The organism is Vibrio sp. OPT41, from assembly GCF_015163595.1.
GTDB classification, from domain to species: Bacteria; Pseudomonadota; Gammaproteobacteria; order Enterobacterales; family Vibrionaceae; genus Vibrio; species Vibrio alginolyticus.
Genome location: NZ_JADDYH010000014.1, coordinates 497,334 through 513,893, shown reverse-complemented (window position 1 = coordinate 513,893; position 16,560 = coordinate 497,334). Strand labels below are relative to the sequence as shown.

19 protein-coding genes and 2 tRNA genes are annotated in these 16,560 nt (G+C 42.9%); 8 read left to right on the top strand and 13 right to left on the bottom strand.

Annotated features, from left to right (window positions below; genetic code table 11):
• Positions 1-115: 115 nt before the first annotated feature.
• Positions 116-1,726 carry a peptide ABC transporter substrate-binding protein gene (locus IQP38_RS05950; RefSeq protein ID WP_017820902.1) on the bottom strand — a complete coding sequence of 537 codons (1,611 nt, stop codon included), beginning with the start codon at positions 1,724-1,726 and terminating at the stop codon, positions 116-118.
• A gap of 264 nt (positions 1,727-1,990) precedes the next feature.
• The gene (locus tag IQP38_RS05945; RefSeq protein WP_017820903.1) at positions 1,991-3,097 is read right to left on the bottom strand and encodes a M20/M25/M40 family metallo-hydrolase; all 1,107 of its coding nucleotides are present in this window, start codon (positions 3,095-3,097) and stop codon (positions 1,991-1,993) included.
• Between the two features lie 538 nt (positions 3,098-3,635).
• Between IQP38_RS05945 and hppD the strand changes: the two genes are divergently transcribed.
• From hppD to IQP38_RS05905, 8 genes are all read left to right on the top strand, one after another.
• Entirely contained in the window at positions 3,636-4,709 is a 1,074-nt protein-coding gene (gene hppD, locus IQP38_RS05940) for a 4-hydroxyphenylpyruvate dioxygenase (protein WP_005377835.1), read from the top strand.
• Positions 4,702-5,832, top strand: a complete 1,131-nt coding sequence (locus IQP38_RS05935) for a homogentisate 1,2-dioxygenase (protein ID WP_017633969.1) — start codon at positions 4,702-4,704, stop codon at positions 5,830-5,832. The genes hppD and IQP38_RS05935 overlap by 8 nt, the downstream gene beginning before the upstream one ends.
• A 9-nt stretch (positions 5,833-5,841) precedes the next feature.
• Positions 5,842-6,879 carry a fumarylacetoacetate hydrolase family protein gene (locus IQP38_RS05930; RefSeq protein ID WP_005377833.1) on the top strand — a complete coding sequence of 346 codons (1,038 nt, stop codon included), beginning with the start codon at positions 5,842-5,844 and terminating at the stop codon, positions 6,877-6,879.
• Between the two features lie 21 nt (positions 6,880-6,900).
• Positions 6,901-7,569: a maleylacetoacetate isomerase gene (maiA, locus tag IQP38_RS05925; protein WP_005377832.1), complete on the top strand. Its 669-nt coding sequence runs from the start codon at positions 6,901-6,903 to the stop codon at positions 7,567-7,569.
• Positions 7,570-7,764: 195 nt separating this feature from the next.
• Positions 7,765-8,424 carry a DUF2726 domain-containing protein gene (locus tag IQP38_RS05920; protein WP_005377831.1) on the top strand — a complete coding sequence of 220 codons (660 nt, stop codon included), beginning with the start codon at positions 7,765-7,767 and terminating at the stop codon, positions 8,422-8,424.
• 119 nt (positions 8,425-8,543) lie between these two features.
• Positions 8,544-8,882, top strand: a complete 339-nt coding sequence (locus tag IQP38_RS05915; RefSeq protein WP_005377830.1) for a hypothetical protein — start codon at positions 8,544-8,546, stop codon at positions 8,880-8,882.
• Positions 8,883-9,061: 179 nt separating this feature from the next.
• Positions 9,062-9,138, top strand: a tRNA-Val gene (locus IQP38_RS05910).
• A 33-nt stretch (positions 9,139-9,171) separates the two neighbouring features.
• Positions 9,172-9,248, top strand: a tRNA-Val gene (locus tag IQP38_RS05905).
• Between the two features lie 258 nt (positions 9,249-9,506).
• Here the strand turns inward: IQP38_RS05905 and IQP38_RS05900 are convergent.
• The 11 genes from IQP38_RS05900 to IQP38_RS05850 form a co-directional block, all read right to left on the bottom strand.
• Positions 9,507-9,737 carry a hypothetical protein gene (locus IQP38_RS05900; RefSeq protein ID WP_005377829.1) on the bottom strand — a complete coding sequence of 77 codons (231 nt, stop codon included), beginning with the start codon at positions 9,735-9,737 and terminating at the stop codon, positions 9,507-9,509.
• A 129-nt stretch (positions 9,738-9,866) separates the two neighbouring features.
• Positions 9,867-10,505: a DJ-1/PfpI family protein gene (locus tag IQP38_RS05895; protein WP_005377828.1), complete on the bottom strand. Its 639-nt coding sequence runs from the start codon at positions 10,503-10,505 to the stop codon at positions 9,867-9,869.
• 165 nt (positions 10,506-10,670) lie between these two features.
• Positions 10,671-11,069: a VOC family protein gene (locus IQP38_RS05890; protein WP_005377827.1), complete on the bottom strand. Its 399-nt coding sequence runs from the start codon at positions 11,067-11,069 to the stop codon at positions 10,671-10,673.
• An 899-nt stretch (positions 11,070-11,968) separates the two neighbouring features.
• Entirely contained in the window at positions 11,969-12,418 is a 450-nt protein-coding gene (locus IQP38_RS05885) for a nuclear transport factor 2 family protein (protein WP_005377826.1), read from the bottom strand.
• 128 nt (positions 12,419-12,546) lie between these two features.
• Positions 12,547-12,936, bottom strand: a complete 390-nt coding sequence (locus IQP38_RS05880) for a lysozyme inhibitor LprI family protein (protein WP_017820912.1) — start codon at positions 12,934-12,936, stop codon at positions 12,547-12,549.
• A gap of 405 nt (positions 12,937-13,341) precedes the next feature.
• The gene (locus IQP38_RS05875; protein WP_005377824.1) at positions 13,342-13,593 is read right to left on the bottom strand and encodes a TIGR03643 family protein; all 252 of its coding nucleotides are present in this window, start codon (positions 13,591-13,593) and stop codon (positions 13,342-13,344) included.
• A 98-nt stretch (positions 13,594-13,691) separates the two neighbouring features.
• On the bottom strand, positions 13,692-14,192 hold the full coding sequence (locus IQP38_RS05870; RefSeq protein WP_053306918.1) for a GNAT family N-acetyltransferase: 501 nt from the start codon (positions 14,190-14,192) through the stop codon (positions 13,692-13,694).
• A gap of 150 nt (positions 14,193-14,342) precedes the next feature.
• Positions 14,343-14,723 (bottom strand): hypothetical protein, encoded by a 381-nt coding sequence (locus IQP38_RS05865; protein ID WP_031780990.1) that lies wholly within the window; start codon positions 14,721-14,723, stop codon positions 14,343-14,345.
• 153 nt (positions 14,724-14,876) lie between these two features.
• Positions 14,877-15,281: a DUF1801 domain-containing protein gene (locus IQP38_RS05860; protein ID WP_031780989.1), complete on the bottom strand. Its 405-nt coding sequence runs from the start codon at positions 15,279-15,281 to the stop codon at positions 14,877-14,879.
• 141 nt (positions 15,282-15,422) lie between these two features.
• Positions 15,423-15,755 (bottom strand): YnfA family protein, encoded by a 333-nt coding sequence (locus IQP38_RS05855; RefSeq protein WP_005377819.1) that lies wholly within the window; start codon positions 15,753-15,755, stop codon positions 15,423-15,425.
• 64 nt (positions 15,756-15,819) lie between these two features.
• Positions 15,820-16,287, bottom strand: a complete 468-nt coding sequence (locus IQP38_RS05850) for an Sbal_3080 family lipoprotein (RefSeq protein WP_005385757.1) — start codon at positions 16,285-16,287, stop codon at positions 15,820-15,822.
• Positions 16,288-16,560: the final 273 nt, after the last annotated feature.

The following is a 16,560-nucleotide window of genomic DNA, read 5'->3' as shown; positions in this document are numbered from 1 at the left end:
CTTCGAACGGTTATGAATAAAAAAATGGCCTGAGCTCAGGTTGCCTTCTCCACCGAGAGATATGAGGAACGACAAGTAAACATTGAACTTGCCGACTCAGACCGAAAACATGCTTTTAGTGGGCTTTCACATAGACATTCTTGCGGTAGTACGACGACTCAGGGTTTGTCAGTTCGTAGCCGCCCACATAAGGCTTGATGAGGTATTGATCGTTACCCGGACGATAAATAGGAATAATGGCCATGTCTTCAATCAGCATGCTTTCTGCTTGTAAATACAGTTCTGATGGGTTGCTCATGGTCTTTGAGCGAGCCATTAACTCGTCGTATTGCGGGTTGTTATAACGAGAATCGTTGTACTCGCCACTAGAAACGAAGATATCCAACCATGTAGAGGCTTCATTGTAGTCGGCCGTCCAGCCGCCGCGAGTAATGTCGGTCGGCTCTTTAAGTGCGTAGAACACTTTCGGTTCTAGCTGTTTTATCGTGACTTGCGCACCCAATCGGCTTTTCCACATGCCTGCCATGGTGGTTGCCATTTTTACGTCCATCGAGAAAGTTGGTACGGTAAACGTTAACTTAAGCGGATTGCTTTTATCGTATCCAGCTTCTGACAGTAATTGCTGCGCTTTTTCGATACGTTTATGGCGGTTCCAAGTTGCGAACTCAGGAGTGTGAGATTTAAAACCATCTGTTTGAGGTGGCACAAGGGTATACATTGGAACCCCACCGTTTCTCAAAATAGCACTCGTTAACAGTTGACGGTCAATGGCATATGAGAGGGCTTTACGAACCCGCACGTCTTTTGTTGGCCCTTGTTGAGTGTTGAGGTAATAGAATGTGGAGCCAAGAGACGCACTGGTGCTTGCCACTTCTTGTGGGCGTTGTTGAATTAACTTTTTCTTCTGAGCGGCAGGAATGGAAACCGCTTGGTCTATCTCACCAGCTAGGTAGCGGTTTAGCACTACGTTTGCATCACCAATTGGTAGCCAGGTGACTTTTTCCAGCACTACATTGCTTGCGTCCCAATAATGTGGATTTTTAACCATCACCAGTTTTTCGTTAACTTTCCATTCAGAGACAGTAAACGCACCATTTGTAACGATATGCTCAGGCTGGGTCCAACGGTTGCCATGTTTTTCAATGGTCGCTTTATGAACGGGGGCAAGCACTGGATGACTTAATAGTTTCGTAAAGAAGGGAATAGGCTCTTCGAGTGTTACCTGGAACGTTTTTTCATCCAGCGCCTTCACGCCCAAGGACTCGGGTGCGGCGTCGCCTTTCATAATGGCTTGCGAGTTTTCGATATTTGGAATGGCCGCAAACCAAGCGTAGGGTGAAGCAGTGCTTGGATTCAGTAAGCGTTGCCAGCTGTAGACAAAATCTTGTGCAGTGACCGTTTCGCCATTTGACCATTTTGCATCACGTAAGTGGAAGGTATAAACCGTATTGTTGTCATTGACTGACCAAGACTCAGCAACACCAGGAATGGTTTTACCTTGCTTATCTTGAATGACCAGACCTTCAAACAGGTCTCGACCGAGATTGAAAGCGGGCTCTGCGGCTTGCTTGGCTGGGTCAATAGAAGTAACTTCAGCCCCATTGTTTAGCGTAATTTCTTGTGTCTCATCGAGGGTCACACTTACGGGATACGGCGCGGCATAGCTTGATGTTGCCAGTATTGGACTCATCATCGACGCTAATAAAAGCAACTTAGGTAATTTCATCCTTGTCTCACTCTTTTCATCCTGAAAGATGCCAAAAATGTATATTGTATAAATTGTCTACACAATCGAGTTTTAACATTACTGTAACAGGGTGTCAGGTATTGAGCTGTCTGGTCTCAAAAAGTGAGCTAGGGGAATTTCTTTGAAGATCTGATATCAAGTTGGCATGACGGGAAGTAATTTTGCTTCGATACAAATTAAAATCCCCTTCAAGCACAGGCTAGAAGGGGAAGATAGTCAGTCTGCTCTTCAAAAGGCACGACGTTAACTGACTAGGAAATGTTTCACGAACTCAGTGATTTTGACCATATCACTTACCGCGATAAACTCTTCTGTCGTGTGTACTTTTGCCATGCCAGTTGAAAGATTGACCGTTGTGAGACCTTTCTTGTTAAAGTTGTTGGCATCGCTACCGCCGCCAGTGCCTTTTGTGAAGGCGTCAATTCCCAACTCTGAAAACGCTGCTTTTATAGCGTTTACGTGCGGGTGGTTTTCTTCAATAACAAAAGCGTCGTAGGCTCGGCTAGATTCAATGTCGACTTCTGCACCGTGTTTTTCACAGACAGACTCTAATGTTGAGATCATATGATTGACCTGAGCATCTAGTTTATCGCCATTCAGGGAGCGTGCTTCTGCCACGATTTTTAATTCAGGCATAACAATGTTTGTGGCCTGACCGCCATTCACTATACCGATGTTGGCTGTCGTTTCTTCGTCGATGCGAAGCAGCTTCATTTGGTTGATGGCATCTGCCGCCACCATGATCGCACTGATGCCTTCTTCTGGCGCAAGCCCTGCATGTGCTGGTCGACCTTTGATTGTTGCCACGATTTTTTGCTGGCCTGGGGCTGCGGTCACAATAGTGCCAATAGGGCCACCCGTATCTAACACGATTGCTTCCGTTGAAGTGACGTGTGACATATCGAAGTATTGTGAACCGAATAAACCGCCTTCTTCATACACGGTGAAAGCAAGTTCTAACGTTTTGTGCTCAAGGTTTTCCGCTTGAATACAACGAACGGCTTCCATGATGGCAGCAATACCAGATTTATCATCGCCACCAAGAATCGTATTGCCTTTTGAACGGATAACGCCGTCTTCGATGATTGGCTCAATGCCAATGCCCGGTGTGACTGTATCCATATGACAGCTCATTAGGATAGAGCCGTCTTTTTTGCCGTCTAAACGGGCGTACACGTTAAAGCCGTTAGAAATGTGCTTAGGTACTGGAAGCTTGTGCACGGTAAAGCCTAGGTCGCCTAGCTGCTCTGCCAGTGTTTCTGCAATTTGTTTTTCGTTTGTTGATTCGCTATCGATACGTACCAGTTGGCAAAAATGTTCAACTAAGCGTTCTTGATTGATGTGTGTCATTAGAAGTCTCTTTTTCTGATCGAGCGTGAAGCCTTGTGGCTCGGCTCGATAGGGAACAGAGCACCACTTATGGCACAGTTACTTTTAAATAAAACTGAGGTGAATCAATAAAGGGGTATCCATGACACGATTCTGACCGATGAGCCTTTCGAACTGTATGAAGCGTCACGAAACATTACTTTTGATGTTTTGCAGGAGCAAATGAATAAATCGGATAGAGATAGGGTGCAATAGATTTTCCATACCCTTTTACTTTTTGAGTTACGTTGCCAAGATAAAATGCCAAAGTAACAACTTGTTTACATTTTATGTGTTGGCGTAAAGCCGAAAATATCAATCTAATATATTGAAAATAAGCAGTTTATTTGATGTTTACGAAAGTAGATTCGACGCGCCTCCTGTGTGTAACATATATTTTACAATTATGCGTAAAAATCGCCAAGGTAAAGATTTCTCCCCACGTATTCCAATTTCTCAAGACCTGCGCCAAGTTAGAAAAATAAGTCCAAACAAAAGCTACTGAGACAAGGAGAAAGTCATGGTTGATGCATATAACCCACTAGGAACAGACGGATTTGAGTTTGTTGAATATACCGCTGCTGACAACAAAGGCATTCAACAGCTTAAAGATCTGTTTATATCGTTAGGTTTTGCGGAAATTGCAAAGCATCGCTCAAAAGAAGCGTGGTTATATCGACAAGGTGACATTAGCTTTATTGTGAATGCGCAGCCGCATAGCCAAGCTGAGGGATTCGCCAAAGTTCACGGTCCGTCAGTTTGTGGCATGGCATTTCGTGTGAAAGACGCCACCGTTGCTCTGGCGCATGCGTTAGAGAATGGCGGTAAAGAATATAAAACGGAAATTGGGCCGATGGAGCTTAGCATTCCTGCTATTTATGGCATCGGTGAAAGCTTGCTTTATTTTGTCGACCGTTATGGAAAGCAGAGTATTTATGATGTCGATTTTCGTTTTTATGATGATGCTGATGAGCGTTTATCAAAAGCGAATGTTGGTCTTTACGAAATCGACCACTTAACGCACAACGTTAAGCAGGGCAACATGGATGTCTGGTCAGGTTTCTATGAGCGCATTGGTAACTTCCGCGAAATTCGTTATTTCGATATCGAAGGTAAGCTGACTGGTCTTGTCAGCCGTGCGATGACCGCACCTTGCGGCAAAATCCGAATTCCTATCAATGAGTCGTCAGATGATAAATCGCAGATTGAAGAGTTTATCCGTGAATACAATGGCGAAGGTATTCAACACATCGCATTGACCACAGACGACATCTACGAAACGGTCAAAACATTGCGTGAGCGCGGCATGGACTTTATGCCAACGCCAGATACTTACTACGAGAAAGTCGATCAGCGTGTTGAAGGCCATGGTGAAGATGTAAGCAAGCTTCGTGATTTGCAGATTCTTATTGATGGTGCGCCAACGAAAGATGGCATCTTGCTACAAATCTTTACTCAAACCGTTATCGGCCCTGTGTTCTTCGAAATCATCCAACGTAAAGGCAATGAAGGCTTTGGCGAGGGTAACTTTAAAGCGTTGTTTGAATCGATAGAAGAAGACCAAATTCGACGAGGAGTATTGAGCGATGCATAAATGGATCACATTCCCTCACCGGGAGGGAGTGTGCTCTAAACAAGCGCATGCTGACTTCCCGGAAGAGGCAATTTATGAACGTGAGGCAGGTCGAAGTGGCTTCTTCGGCCCCGCAACACATTTTCATCATCAACATGCCCCAACGGGGTGGTCTGAGTGGGAAGGCGAGCTACGTCCACGAGCATTTGATTTTAATCTAGTCGAGAAAGCCAGCCATATTACCCCTTGGGCAGTCCCGCATCTATTACACAACGCGAATTGTAAAGTTCGTGTTTGGCGTATGGATGAAAAAATGGACTTCTTGGTGAGAAACGCGGATGGCGACGAACTGCTATTCATCCACCAAGGTACGGCAGATCTCTACTGTGATTATGGTCATTTGAAAGTGAGTGAAGGGGATTATGTCATGATCCCGCGCTCAACGAGCTGGCGTTTAGAACCAAGCGAGCCGATGTTCATTCTGATGATTGAAAACACCGATGCGGCCTATACATTGCCCGAAAAAGGCATGGTTGGAAACCACGCGGTGTTTGATCCAGCGGTTTTAGAAACGCCGTCGATCAACGATCAGTTCCGTGCTCAATATTCTGAGAATCAAACACAGGTTCAGGTGAAACGCCACGATAAAGTCAGTGTTATCACTTACCCATTCAACCCGCTGGATGCGATTGGGTGGCATGGTGATTTGGCGGTAGTAAAAGTGAACTGGCGTGATATTCGTCCACTTATGTCACATCGTTACCATTTACCGCCTTCTGCACATACTACATTTGTAGGATCAGGATTTGTGGTGTGCACCTTCGTTCCTCGTCCAATTGAAAGTGATCCTGGAGCGCTCAAAGTACCGTTCTACCACAACAATGACGATTATGACGAAGTCTTGTTCTACCATGCAGGTGACTTCTTTAGTCGTGACAACATTGAAGCGGGTATGGTGACATTCCATCCAGCAGGTTTTACACATGGCCCTCACCCGAAAGCTTTCAAGGCAGGGCGAGAGCATAAGAAGACTTTTGCCGACGAAGTCGCGGTCATGATTGATACGCGTCACGCACTTCAGTTTTCGGATGAGCTGGAAAAAGTAGAAAACAAAGAATACGTCTATAGCTGGCAAGAGAAGTAAGAGGCAAGGATGAAATTAGCAACCAAGAAAAATGGCACTCGTGACGGTTTGTTGATGGTCGTGAGCAAAGACTTAACGCGCTGCGTACCTGCGACAGAAATTTTCCACCCTATGAACTTAGCACCGACGATGCAGGTGGCGCTTGATAACTGGGATACGCTAGCACCACAACTGGAAGAGCTATACGTTGCACTGAACAATGGCACGGTTGCAGGGTATGAAGAGTTTGAAGCGCACTACTGTGAGTCGCCGCTTCCTCGCGCTTATCAGTGGGCTGATGGCAGTGCTTACGTAAACCACGTTGAGTTGGTTCGAAAAGCTCGCGGCGCTGAAATGCCAGAGAGTTTTTGGACGGACCCGTTGATGTACCAAGGAGGCTCTGATGCCTTTATTGGACCTTGTGACAACATCGAGTTTGCGAGTGATGAATGGGGTATTGATTTCGAAGGTGAAGTTGCTGTGGTAACTGGTGACGTACCAATGGGCGCGAGTGTTGCAGAGGCTCAGGAGTCGATTCGTTTGATCATGCTGGTGAATGATGTCTCACTGCGTGGGCTAATTCCCGCAGAATTAGCTAAAGGGTTTGGTTTTTTCCAATCTAAACCTTCTTCTGCGTTTTCTCCTGTGGCAGTAACACCAGACGAACTAGGCGATGCGTGGTACGAAAACAAAGTGCATTTACCATTGGTCTCGACCTACAACCACAAGCCGTTTGGTCGCCCGAATGCAGGTATCGATATGACGTTTGATTTCGCAGACTTAATTATTCACGCGACTAAAACGCGCCCGCTATCTGCTGGGGCGATTATAGGCTCAGGTACGGTATCCAACAAGCAGGGAACGGAACATGGCACTTCTATTGAAGAAGGTGGCGTTGGCTATTCATGTATCGCGGAAGTTCGCATGATTGAAACCATTCGTGATGGTAAGCCGTCGACTAACTTCATGTCGTTTGGAGATTCAATCAGATTGGAAATGTTCGATGCGGATGGCAACAACATATTCGGCTCGATTGACCAACAAGTTAGCCAATATCTCAAGCACTAACAATGCTGGTTGGGAGACGATATGAGCGATAGCATGATTTTATACGGATACTGGCGATCATCGGCGGCGTATCGTGTGCGTATTTGCTTGAATCTTAAAGAGTTATCGTATGATTCAAAATCGGTACACTTGGTGCGCAATGGTGGCGAACAACACAGTGACGAGTACCATGAGTTAAACGCTTCTGAACTGGTTCCTTTGCTGGTGGATGGGGAGGTTCAGTTAACCCAGTCACTGGCGATCATTCAATACTTAGAAGAACACTACCCGGATGTCACTGTGATCCCCGAGCAAACGCCGCTTCGATACCAAGCGCTAGCTTTGGCTCAGGATATTGCAATGGAGATTCATCCCCTGAATAACTTAAGAGTTCTACAGTATTTAGAGGGGGAGCTAGCTTGCGAACCAGAGCGCAAAGTCGCTTGGATTCATCACTGGATCCACAAAGGTTTTACAGCATTAGAAGAGAAACTTCAGAAGCATCGTAAACTAAATGGTGATTGCAAGTTTAGCCTGACAAGCTCGCCATCTATTGTCGATATTTGTCTGGTACCACAATTTTATAACGCACAACGCTTTGGTGTAGATACCTCTCTTTATCCAACCATTAACGCTGTTGTGCAGTCATGCAATCAACTGCCAGCTTTTATTGATGCGATGCCAGAGAATCAGCCAGACGCTAATAGTTGATTCTTAGCATACATAATGTATTAACAAAATTTAAACGAGCCAATCCAAGTGTGTGATTGGCTCGTTTTTATTGGTGAGCAAAATTTTCTGTTTCTCGCTATCGTCGTGGCGCCTCAAAATTGCGAGGTTTTGTTGCTCTGCATAACATTTCCATTTACGCTTTGAGCAACGAGTTGTTTTGGATGCACTTTATTTATGACCAACATTTTTATCATTGTTGTTCTTCTGGTTTTATTCTTCTTTGTTATTCAAAAGTACGTGATTAAGCACGATGACACGCGTGATTATCCTTATCGCTCGAAAGGCCCTCTGCTCAGAGGTCAAGAGGGTGCGTTCTATAATGCGTTAAGAGCGGCGGTAGGGGAGCATGCCGTAGTATTCGCGAAAGTAAACATGTCCAGTTTGGTTACGCCAAAAGAAATCAAAAATAAGAAGCAGTTTTTTGTCGCGAACAACCGTATATCTCGAAGCTATTTTGATTACGTTATTTGTGACCCAAGGACACTAGAGCCGCGCGTTATCGTTGAATTGGATAATGGGCAGGAGCTAAACAAGGGTAAGATAGAAAGACAAAAGTTATTGATTCATGTTTGTAAGACGGCCAACCTGCCTTTAATTGGCGCTTCGATAAAGCACAGTTATCAAGTTGGGCGATTACGTCGTTTGCTTGCGGCACACATTGATTTGATTGAGCCCGATAAAGAAGTGCGTTTTTGTAAAAAATGCGGCAGTCCGATGATCATTAAAACCGCAAGCCAAGGTGAGTTCAAAGGGAGACGTTTCTTTACTTGTAGCCGTCAGCCGAATTGTACATACACCGAAAATTATAACGTTGTGTTTGAGGCGGACGACTAAACACGACAATTAACCAGCAGAAACAAGGGGCTTTGATTAGAGATGATCAAAGCCTTTTTTGTATCAGTCATCAAGGCAGGGCCTATACTTTGAAAAAGAGGGCAGAATAGGGCAGCCATATGCGATACGGATGGATTTTATCGGCGTTGTTCATCGCATCGAATGTTAGTGCGATACCTAATTTGAAACCACTGGAGTGTGAATTGACAGAGACACCCCAAGATCATTTCTTGTTTTACCGAGAGCAAATGGTTTACCACAGTGAGCAGTTTGTCATATTTCAAAACTTCAAAGGCAGGGTGAGCACTCAAGTAGACGTCAAAACAGGAGAGTTGATCCGTACAACCTATATCGGCGAACCATTTAAACCTAAATATCAGATTTTGTTCGGCACTTGCCCTAAGGTATCGCAAACCTTACAGATTTGGATGCTCAGTGAAGTGCCTTACGACAATTAAGTGAGATAATAAAAGTTATATAGATCACACTTTTAAACCCTGCAGGCTCAGTCCTTGTCGATAAAATCATCTGAAAACGCGTGTTGAGTTTACATTTTCGCCAAACGGTTCAAAGTTGGTAAATTTGTGCTTGCACCGTCGTTCGCTTATAGCTAATATCCTCGTCGTTCCAGAGAAATGCGTCCGTAGCTCAGCTGGTTAGAGTATCGCCTTGACATGGCGGGGGTCGGTGGTTCGAGTCCACTCGGACGCACCATTCTGAATTGAATGGTTAGGAACATAAAAATTTGGGTCCGTAGCTCAGTTGGTTAGAGTACTACCTTGACATGGTAGGGGTCGGCGATTCGAGTTCGCCCGGACCCACCAAATTTTAGAAAAGCCCACCTTTTGGTGGGCTTTTTTGTGTCTGTAATTCATTAATACTCAAATAAAACTACTTCTTTTCTTGTCCTTGTTTTTGCTCTGCGTTAGCCCCTTGTTAAAGATAAAAGCGCACTACCTGATCCGCAACACAACCTCAAAACCCTAAATGCCAATGCATAAGGTGCATACGCTTCAAACCCACTAGAGCCGTCTATAAATTGTGTTGCGTGCCACTTGCTGTGGCACTAGAGACACTGACTACTAATCTAAATTATCTGGCGTGTGAAGATTAGTGCCGCATATTGTACATTTGTAGTCACCAGTCGCTTCGCCTTCCATTAATGAGCCAATTATTGCTGCAAATAGACCAGAGAAGAAACCTTTAGCTTTTTTCTCGGTCTTTTCCTGTGCTTTAGAGAAGCTTTCGTACCGATGTAGCGTTACTTCTTTACAATTACAGCAAAACGCTCTTGTCTCTTCAGAACCGTACATTTTTACCAATTGATTTACTCCCTGTAAGTTAATTTCCCCAAGTGGCGTTATGTTCAAGGGTAAGTCACACAAGACTGGTGTGTGACTTACCCTAAACACTAAAACTAACGTAATGTAAAACACCACATGTTATGAATGATTATTTAACGCCTTGTTATCCGAGCTTGCTAACTCTGCTGATTGAATAGTTGTGGCAATAAGCTCTTCAAACAGCTCTAATTGCCCAGCAGGTATCAATTGATTTTGTATAGCTTTTCGTTTGTTTGAGTCAAATAGCCGCTCTGTTAACCAACCAATTAGATACATCAGTGAAAGGCAGCCACCGGCCGTCGCTACATTACCGTCTATCACGAGAGGCAGATCCTGAACATCTCCTCCCATACTTTGTAGAACAGCCTTTGCATCTGGGTTTGTTGTTAATCGCTTGCCTTCTAGTAAACCGAGTTCATGGAGGATGAATGATCCCGCACAAATCGAACCTATTAGCTGCCTATTTGGATCAAGATTCAACGCTGACATAAATTCAGCATCTTTTAAAGCGGCTGGAATACCCCGTTTGCCGCTTGTAATAAGAACGACATCTTGATTCGTCACCTCAGAAAGGTGTCCGTCTGTTTTAACTTTCATACCGAGGTGGGAATGATGTTCAGATTTAGTTCCAAGTATACTTACTGTCCAACTGTCGGTTGTGCGCCCTAGCAAGTCATACATAAGAAAGAAATCGACATCCGTGAAATCATCAAATAAAACAACGCCGATTTTATACATAACATTTATCCTTTTGGACTTACTCGTAAGTCGCAAAATGTGTAGTAGGAGGGGAGGGGCATTCAATACGCAAGCTTCTGCTGAGCACCTTAAACACCAAAGGCGGTGCAAACTAACAATGCCATGTGTACCAAATCCCTATTATAAAACTTTGTTATGTTTGTTTTATGAGCCCGCCCAGAAAAACTCAACCCTAATACCACTTGGGTCGTAACACATTAAATGTTTTGCGGGTCCTGTTTTAACAAGCTCGGGACCAAACTCAATTTCGATTCCCGACGCCATAAATTGATCACGCAACTCATAGAGTTGCTTCTCAGTCTCTACGAGTAAAGCTAAGTGATGCAAACCAATATTCGTTTTTCTGTCAAATGGAGTGGCGGCATCAGCCTTAGCCGCCCATAGTGTAAGCATGATATGCCCATCACTCACAAATATTGCCGGGTAGCCTGGATTTCTTTTTACTTCACTCCAACCTAATTGTTCAGTGAAAAACTTCGCGCTTGCTTCTAGGTTAGATACGGTTAAACCTACGTGGTGTATGCCTTTTGTTAACACAGTCACTTTGTTTCCTTACTCGTTTTAATGGCTATCAAACAAAGATAACTCGATAAAAAGTAAGCATCAATACACATATATTGATTAACTTCGTCAATCTATTCGAATACGGTAATCCAACTGGAAACATAACATTGTAAACAAGAAACCCAATCTTGAACTAAAAATTAAACTTAGAGTTCATTCTTAAGTACTGTATTAATCAAATACATTAATAGCCATAATATTTAAGCCAGCCTATAGGGCATATCATTCCATTAAAGGTTTGAATGTTCTTATCCAAGCTAACGTCTTCCAATTTGTAACAGTGAACAACATTACTAGTCGAAGTAGATGCTGGTGTTGAATACGTTACAGGTTTAGAAGCGTTTGCTTTATGTATTTCATGTGCTCGCTGCTGGTCTATCGCCACTTGATTCTTATGATTGTTAACTTCTCGCAATCCAGATTCTAGGGGTAGGTGCCAATCCTTACATGTTGTTCCTAAACCATCATTCTGAGACTGATATTCTGATAACGCTACACGAGCTTCATTTACAGACTGATCGATATCGGACTGATCGACTAGCCAAGTAGAAAAAGAATAGTTAATGGCCTCTCGATAGGTTTGATAATACGTTTTCAGGTATAGGCTGTAGCTGGCTTTGCGTAGACTGGCAAGCGGTTAGAAGAAAAGGGACAGGGAGTAGTTTTAGAAAAAATTTTTGGTTCATTTTAATCTTAAAATTAATGCAATCTTTTTCATTATCATAATACAGGACGATTGAAGAAAGTAGCATTTCTATCAGTAAGGGAATGTGGCTAACGCACTGATAAGGTGTGAGCAAAGTGATATCAAAGCCCTCAACACACCTTAACTACGAATACTACCGCATAACAAAGATGCTATGCGGTAGCGGTAGTATTCAGGCTTGAACAGTTTGTCGCACGTTGCTCTCGCCTGACAGCACGGAAATTCTCTCAAAATCTCGACTCGGGAAGTCAGGATCTACGTACACAAACATACGACTTATCATTTTTCCTTCAAACTCAAATACACTACAAAAACGCCCTGTGGAAACTTTGTTGTCCGGCCAAGAGGTACCATCACTCATTACGCCGCCTTCCTGTCCTTCAACAATCACCTTGTTTCCAGCAGTCGTTATTTGAAAGCCGTCTATGTCGTGCCAGATACTAATCAACGAGCTACCAATCCTATTGCCAAACTCCACTAAGGCACTCTTTCCTTTCGCTTGCCCAAATTTAGGAAAGAAAAAATCAACATCCTCTGAGAATAGATCCAGATAGCTAGGATCACCGGCATCTATTTTCTCGAAATACTTAACTACTAGCCCAACTAAATCGTCTTTTTCCATACTTATTTCACACCCATATAAGCTTTACGCATAACCTGAACGCTTGCATCTTAAACACAGAGTACATTTAAACTGAAATTGCCAAGAGTTGCGAATCTTATTGAAGTGCTTTGTTAGATGTAATCCGTTTAGCCTACGTATACACCATTGAAGTACTCGACGCGTTCTAACGTCATTCTTAACTTACATTCTTCAATCTGGACACCTTGCCAGGGTGAGGGCGTAGAAGACAGGCCCGTAAACTCACATTCGGCGTCTCTGTATTTTAGCCAAGCTCTTTGGGCCTTTCGAAATGGCTCTACCAGTTCGGTCTGAGACCATGTTTCCCTTAGTGCTTTTTCTTCCTCACCTATTCTAGCGATTGCTTCCTTGTAACTTTCGTTAAGCTCTTTATCTGCAGATTCCATTTTCTTTTCTACACACTGATAACCAGCCATAACGCCACCGCCTTTTACTTTGCAGGGGTCTTCAACATCATCAGAGGCCAAGCAAGGTAAAGAAACCAACGCAAATATCATAAGTAATTTGTTCAAAATTGCCTCCAAGCTCCGAGTGCTTGTTAAACCGTTATCAGCTATTTTTCCTTTTTAATCATGCAGCTTTTTGTCTGTGCCTTCAAAGATAAAATAGAAGGTTAGTGATTCTAGTGCCTAAACAGAAGGTCAAAGAAGATTGATACACGGGTTAAATGACGCCGTAATCTGAGTTATTTTTAGTGGGCGTTTTGTGTCAATCTTTTCTGTGGAATCATTAGTTTGATGGCGTCTGAGGATGTTAAGATGACTCCCATTGAATTTATTATCGCCCTGAAACACCTAGGTTGAATTAAGTGGTGACTATTCCCCTCCAATCATGGAGTTGATTCAAAGGTAGGGCGATAAATGTTGCGATTCGTAATAAAAATTTATGCCAAGTGCAGTTCGCTATCGCGGCTTATATTGAGTTGGGCAATAACCTCTAATGATGTCTGAGTTTCGTAGCTTGTTGTGTTTTGTATTGCGCCCCGAAACCCTTTTACGCCACAATTTAAAGCTACTTGATTTGAGCCTGCTACGCATAAACTGAATCACGTCGGATTCATTCAAACCAAATTGAAATTCGATAGCCTCAAATGGGGTGCGGTCTTCCCATGCCATTTCTATTATTCTTGACTCAGTTTCCGAGGTCAGTTTCATTTCAAATAACCTATTTTAGAAAAGAGATTTCTACGACGGAAATTGAGTCTTGGTTCAAATGTTCTTATATGCGTGCTTAGTGTTTAGCGACTTAACACCTACAAAAACTTCTCAATGAGGACTTCGTCTACGTATTTCCCACGAACTTTTGCATGCTTCTTCGCGGTCCCTACGATTTCGAAGCCTTGTTTGAGATAGGCTGATAACGCTCGCTCATTATCGCCGCGAACGTACGCAAATAGTTTTTCGTAACCCTTTTGTTTGGCTACTTCGAATGTCGATTTGAAAAGCTGTTTAGACACACCTTGGCCACGAGCACCGTCACTAACAAACGTACCAATTATGCCAACATGGTCAAAAGCTTTTGTATATTGTGCAAATGGCTCGATATTTTGGAAACCTATGACTTGTGAGCTATTTTCGGATAAAGCGACTGTAAACACGCCCCGTTCTGGGAAATGAGTAATGAACTCTTTTTCTTCTTCAGGTGTGAAAGGCGTATCTAATACAGTGTATAGACCTTCAATAATGATGGGGTTGAGGACGTTTGTAATGCCTTCAGCATCACCTAAAGTTACCTGACGTACAATTAAATTCATGCCACTTATCTCCTATTAAAATTAGGGCTGTTTTGTACATGAGTTGGAGACTTGCGGCAACAAGTAACGTCATTAAGTCGTAAAGAATATACCTATTACACTTAAACGGCGGTTAATAGTGCTGATTGTTACTTTAGTATTTCTGATATATCACTTTTTAAGTGACGGCTTAACTTCTACAGAATATTTCCACATCACGACCCCGTTTTCTACAAGATCATAACTCGCGCTTTGACCCTCGGAGTTGAGTACAAATACCGGCATTTCCATCCTTGACGTAGCGCCATCTCGGTTGCATGACATGGTAGCTTCAAGCTGTATGCTATTTTTGCTCGGTTCTGAAAGGGTTCCTAAGTACGTGCAGCCGTCGACAAAACTGGTTTTGCTTTTTCCTTTAGAGGATATTTCAAAAGTCGGAAAAATGAATGTTGATTGAGGCTCTGTTACTACCACATTTACTTGATAGTTCGTCGCTGAAAAAGCATTGAAATGAGCTCCAAGCATAAGTAAGAACAAGATTTTTGATTTCATAAACTCTTCTTTATTTCGATATTACTAGTTTGGTTACGGCGCTATTAAGGTGACCACTTAATCTAAAACTTTACTGCGTAAGCATTAAAAAGGATACAAAGGTAGAGTAGTTGAATATGGTTAATCGGCCGTAAATAGTTTTATTAAGCGATCTTACATACCTAAAAGAGGTAAGTTCTTTCGCTTTTGATAGGTTAATGCTAATTCTAAACAGCTCTTGATTGAAGCTTCTGGCAAAGGAGCTGATAAAGATAGAATTATTGCTCGATTACCCTGAAACTCAAGTGAGTCACTATACAGTTCGCGGAATGTGTCGACGAGCTTAGTTTGGCAATTAAAGAACAGATAATAACGACTAGGCGTTTTCTGTTTCCAATCCATCCTTACCGGGCTACCTGTTTTCACACTGTAGCTTGGCTCTCCCCATTTTAGAGATTCTTCAACTTCCCCCAGTTTTAATTCAGAAGCGATAGTTAAGACGATATTTCGTAGCTCTTCTATCCGAATACGCACATGTTTTGGATACTCATCAAATCTTGCCTTCACTGCATGGTTCATTGGTATCTCCTATAAATAGCGCTGTTTTGGGGTGAAGCCCAAGCGTACTTTGGCTATGTAGCAATTACGTCATAATGTTATTAATCAATAAATCTAGCACATAGCCAAAATACTAAGCGTAAGGGTTTCCCTCGGTTACGTTTAGGATGCTCTGGGTGAAAACATGATGATTGACATGCCAAGCATAGCGACAGAAACCCCCACTATGTCCCAGAGCGTTGGTCGAACGCCGTCGATACACCACAACCATAGAATTGCGACAAAAATATAGACACCACCGTAAGCAGCATAAACTCTGCCAGTAGCGGTAGGATGTAAAGATAGAAGCCAAGCAAACATAGCAAGGCATAGCGCTGCCGGTACCAAAAGCCAAACTGACTTATCTTCCTTTAACCAGAGATAAGGTAAGTAGCAGCCTAATATTTCTGCAATGGCGGTTATAAAGAAAAGCCCAATGGTTTTGACTTCAGTCACTTAAACATTCCTATCTTTATCTACAAATATATGATGCTGGTTAAATGGGCAATTGCTCGGCTCATTACATTTCGCCCAGCTTAATCTTGGATTGAGCCTCACTCACGGTTTGTTTACCGAATAACAAATCCATCATCGAAATGATTCGTTTGTTGTCTTTACCCCATTTATCTGGATTCGCGCTGTTTGGTGCTTTAAATTCAACTTGTCCTACTTTTTCGTTATTTTTGTAGGCTTTGATCTGAGCATCAGCGATAAATGTTCTAAAATCCCAGCTCCAGCGTGATACGTAAGTAAGTGTCAGCTCAGAGCTAACAGGAGGAGTGCCGTCGCTTACGACTGTGCATTTATGGGCGGTATCCAAACACCAGTCTTGCATCGAATCTAAGAAAACATCTCGCGTGGCGTTGTCTTTTACGATGGTGATTTCCTTGCTCTGATTTTCTTTCGAGATTGTTTCTACCGTATACTTTGGTGCCGCACATGCGGCTAATAGAATAGGCAAGCTTAGAATGATGAGTTTTTTGTGCATCTTATGTCTCTTTTTTAAATTTATATATTCAAACAACTTCAAGATACTGAGTTCAACGAGAATAACTAACAAGCATGGCAACAGTTATTAACAAAACCTTTAGAGTCGAAGGGTTTGTTTCGGGAGTATGCCAATGTCTCGAAGCAAAATAATTAGTAAGAGATTGCTATAGCGTTATGTTAACTCTTGAACTTATGTCCGTATCAATGTTCAGAATTCTTCGCATTGAAGTTTTTGAAGTGCAATTCTAACGGAATTTTAAATTGCTGCATA

Coding starts and splice junctions, on each gene's coding strand:
- IQP38_RS05950 (WP_017820902.1), bottom strand. CDS start 1,726: ATGAAATTACCTAAGTTGCTTTTATTAGCGTCGATGATGAGTCCAATA.
- IQP38_RS05945 (WP_017820903.1), bottom strand. CDS start 3,097: ATGACACACATCAATCAAGAACGCTTAGTTGAACATTTTTGCCAACTG.
- hppD (WP_005377835.1), top strand. CDS start 3,636: ATGGTTGATGCATATAACCCACTAGGAACAGACGGATTTGAGTTTGTT.
- IQP38_RS05935 (WP_017633969.1), top strand. CDS start 4,702: ATGCATAAATGGATCACATTCCCTCACCGGGAGGGAGTGTGCTCTAAA.
- IQP38_RS05930 (WP_005377833.1), top strand. CDS start 5,842: ATGAAATTAGCAACCAAGAAAAATGGCACTCGTGACGGTTTGTTGATG.
- maiA (WP_005377832.1), top strand. CDS start 6,901: ATGAGCGATAGCATGATTTTATACGGATACTGGCGATCATCGGCGGCG.
- IQP38_RS05920 (WP_005377831.1), top strand. CDS start 7,765: ATGACCAACATTTTTATCATTGTTGTTCTTCTGGTTTTATTCTTCTTT.
- IQP38_RS05915 (WP_005377830.1), top strand. CDS start 8,544: ATGCGATACGGATGGATTTTATCGGCGTTGTTCATCGCATCGAATGTT.
- IQP38_RS05900 (WP_005377829.1), bottom strand. CDS start 9,737: ATGTACGGTTCTGAAGAGACAAGAGCGTTTTGCTGTAATTGTAAAGAA.
- IQP38_RS05895 (WP_005377828.1), bottom strand. CDS start 10,505: ATGTATAAAATCGGCGTTGTTTTATTTGATGATTTCACGGATGTCGAT.
- IQP38_RS05885 (WP_005377826.1), bottom strand. CDS start 12,418: ATGGAAAAAGACGATTTAGTTGGGCTAGTAGTTAAGTATTTCGAGAAA.
- IQP38_RS05880 (WP_017820912.1), bottom strand. CDS start 12,936: ATGATATTTGCGTTGGTTTCTTTACCTTGCTTGGCCTCTGATGATGTT.
- IQP38_RS05875 (WP_005377824.1), bottom strand. CDS start 13,593: ATGAAACTGACCTCGGAAACTGAGTCAAGAATAATAGAAATGGCATGG.
- IQP38_RS05870 (WP_053306918.1), bottom strand. CDS start 14,192: ATGAATTTAATTGTACGTCAGGTAACTTTAGGTGATGCTGAAGGCATT.
- IQP38_RS05865 (WP_031780990.1), bottom strand. CDS start 14,723: ATGAAATCAAAAATCTTGTTCTTACTTATGCTTGGAGCTCATTTCAAT.
- IQP38_RS05860 (WP_031780989.1), bottom strand. CDS start 15,281: ATGAACCATGCAGTGAAGGCAAGATTTGATGAGTATCCAAAACATGTG.
- IQP38_RS05850 (WP_005385757.1), bottom strand. CDS start 16,287: ATGCACAAAAAACTCATCATTCTAAGCTTGCCTATTCTATTAGCCGCA.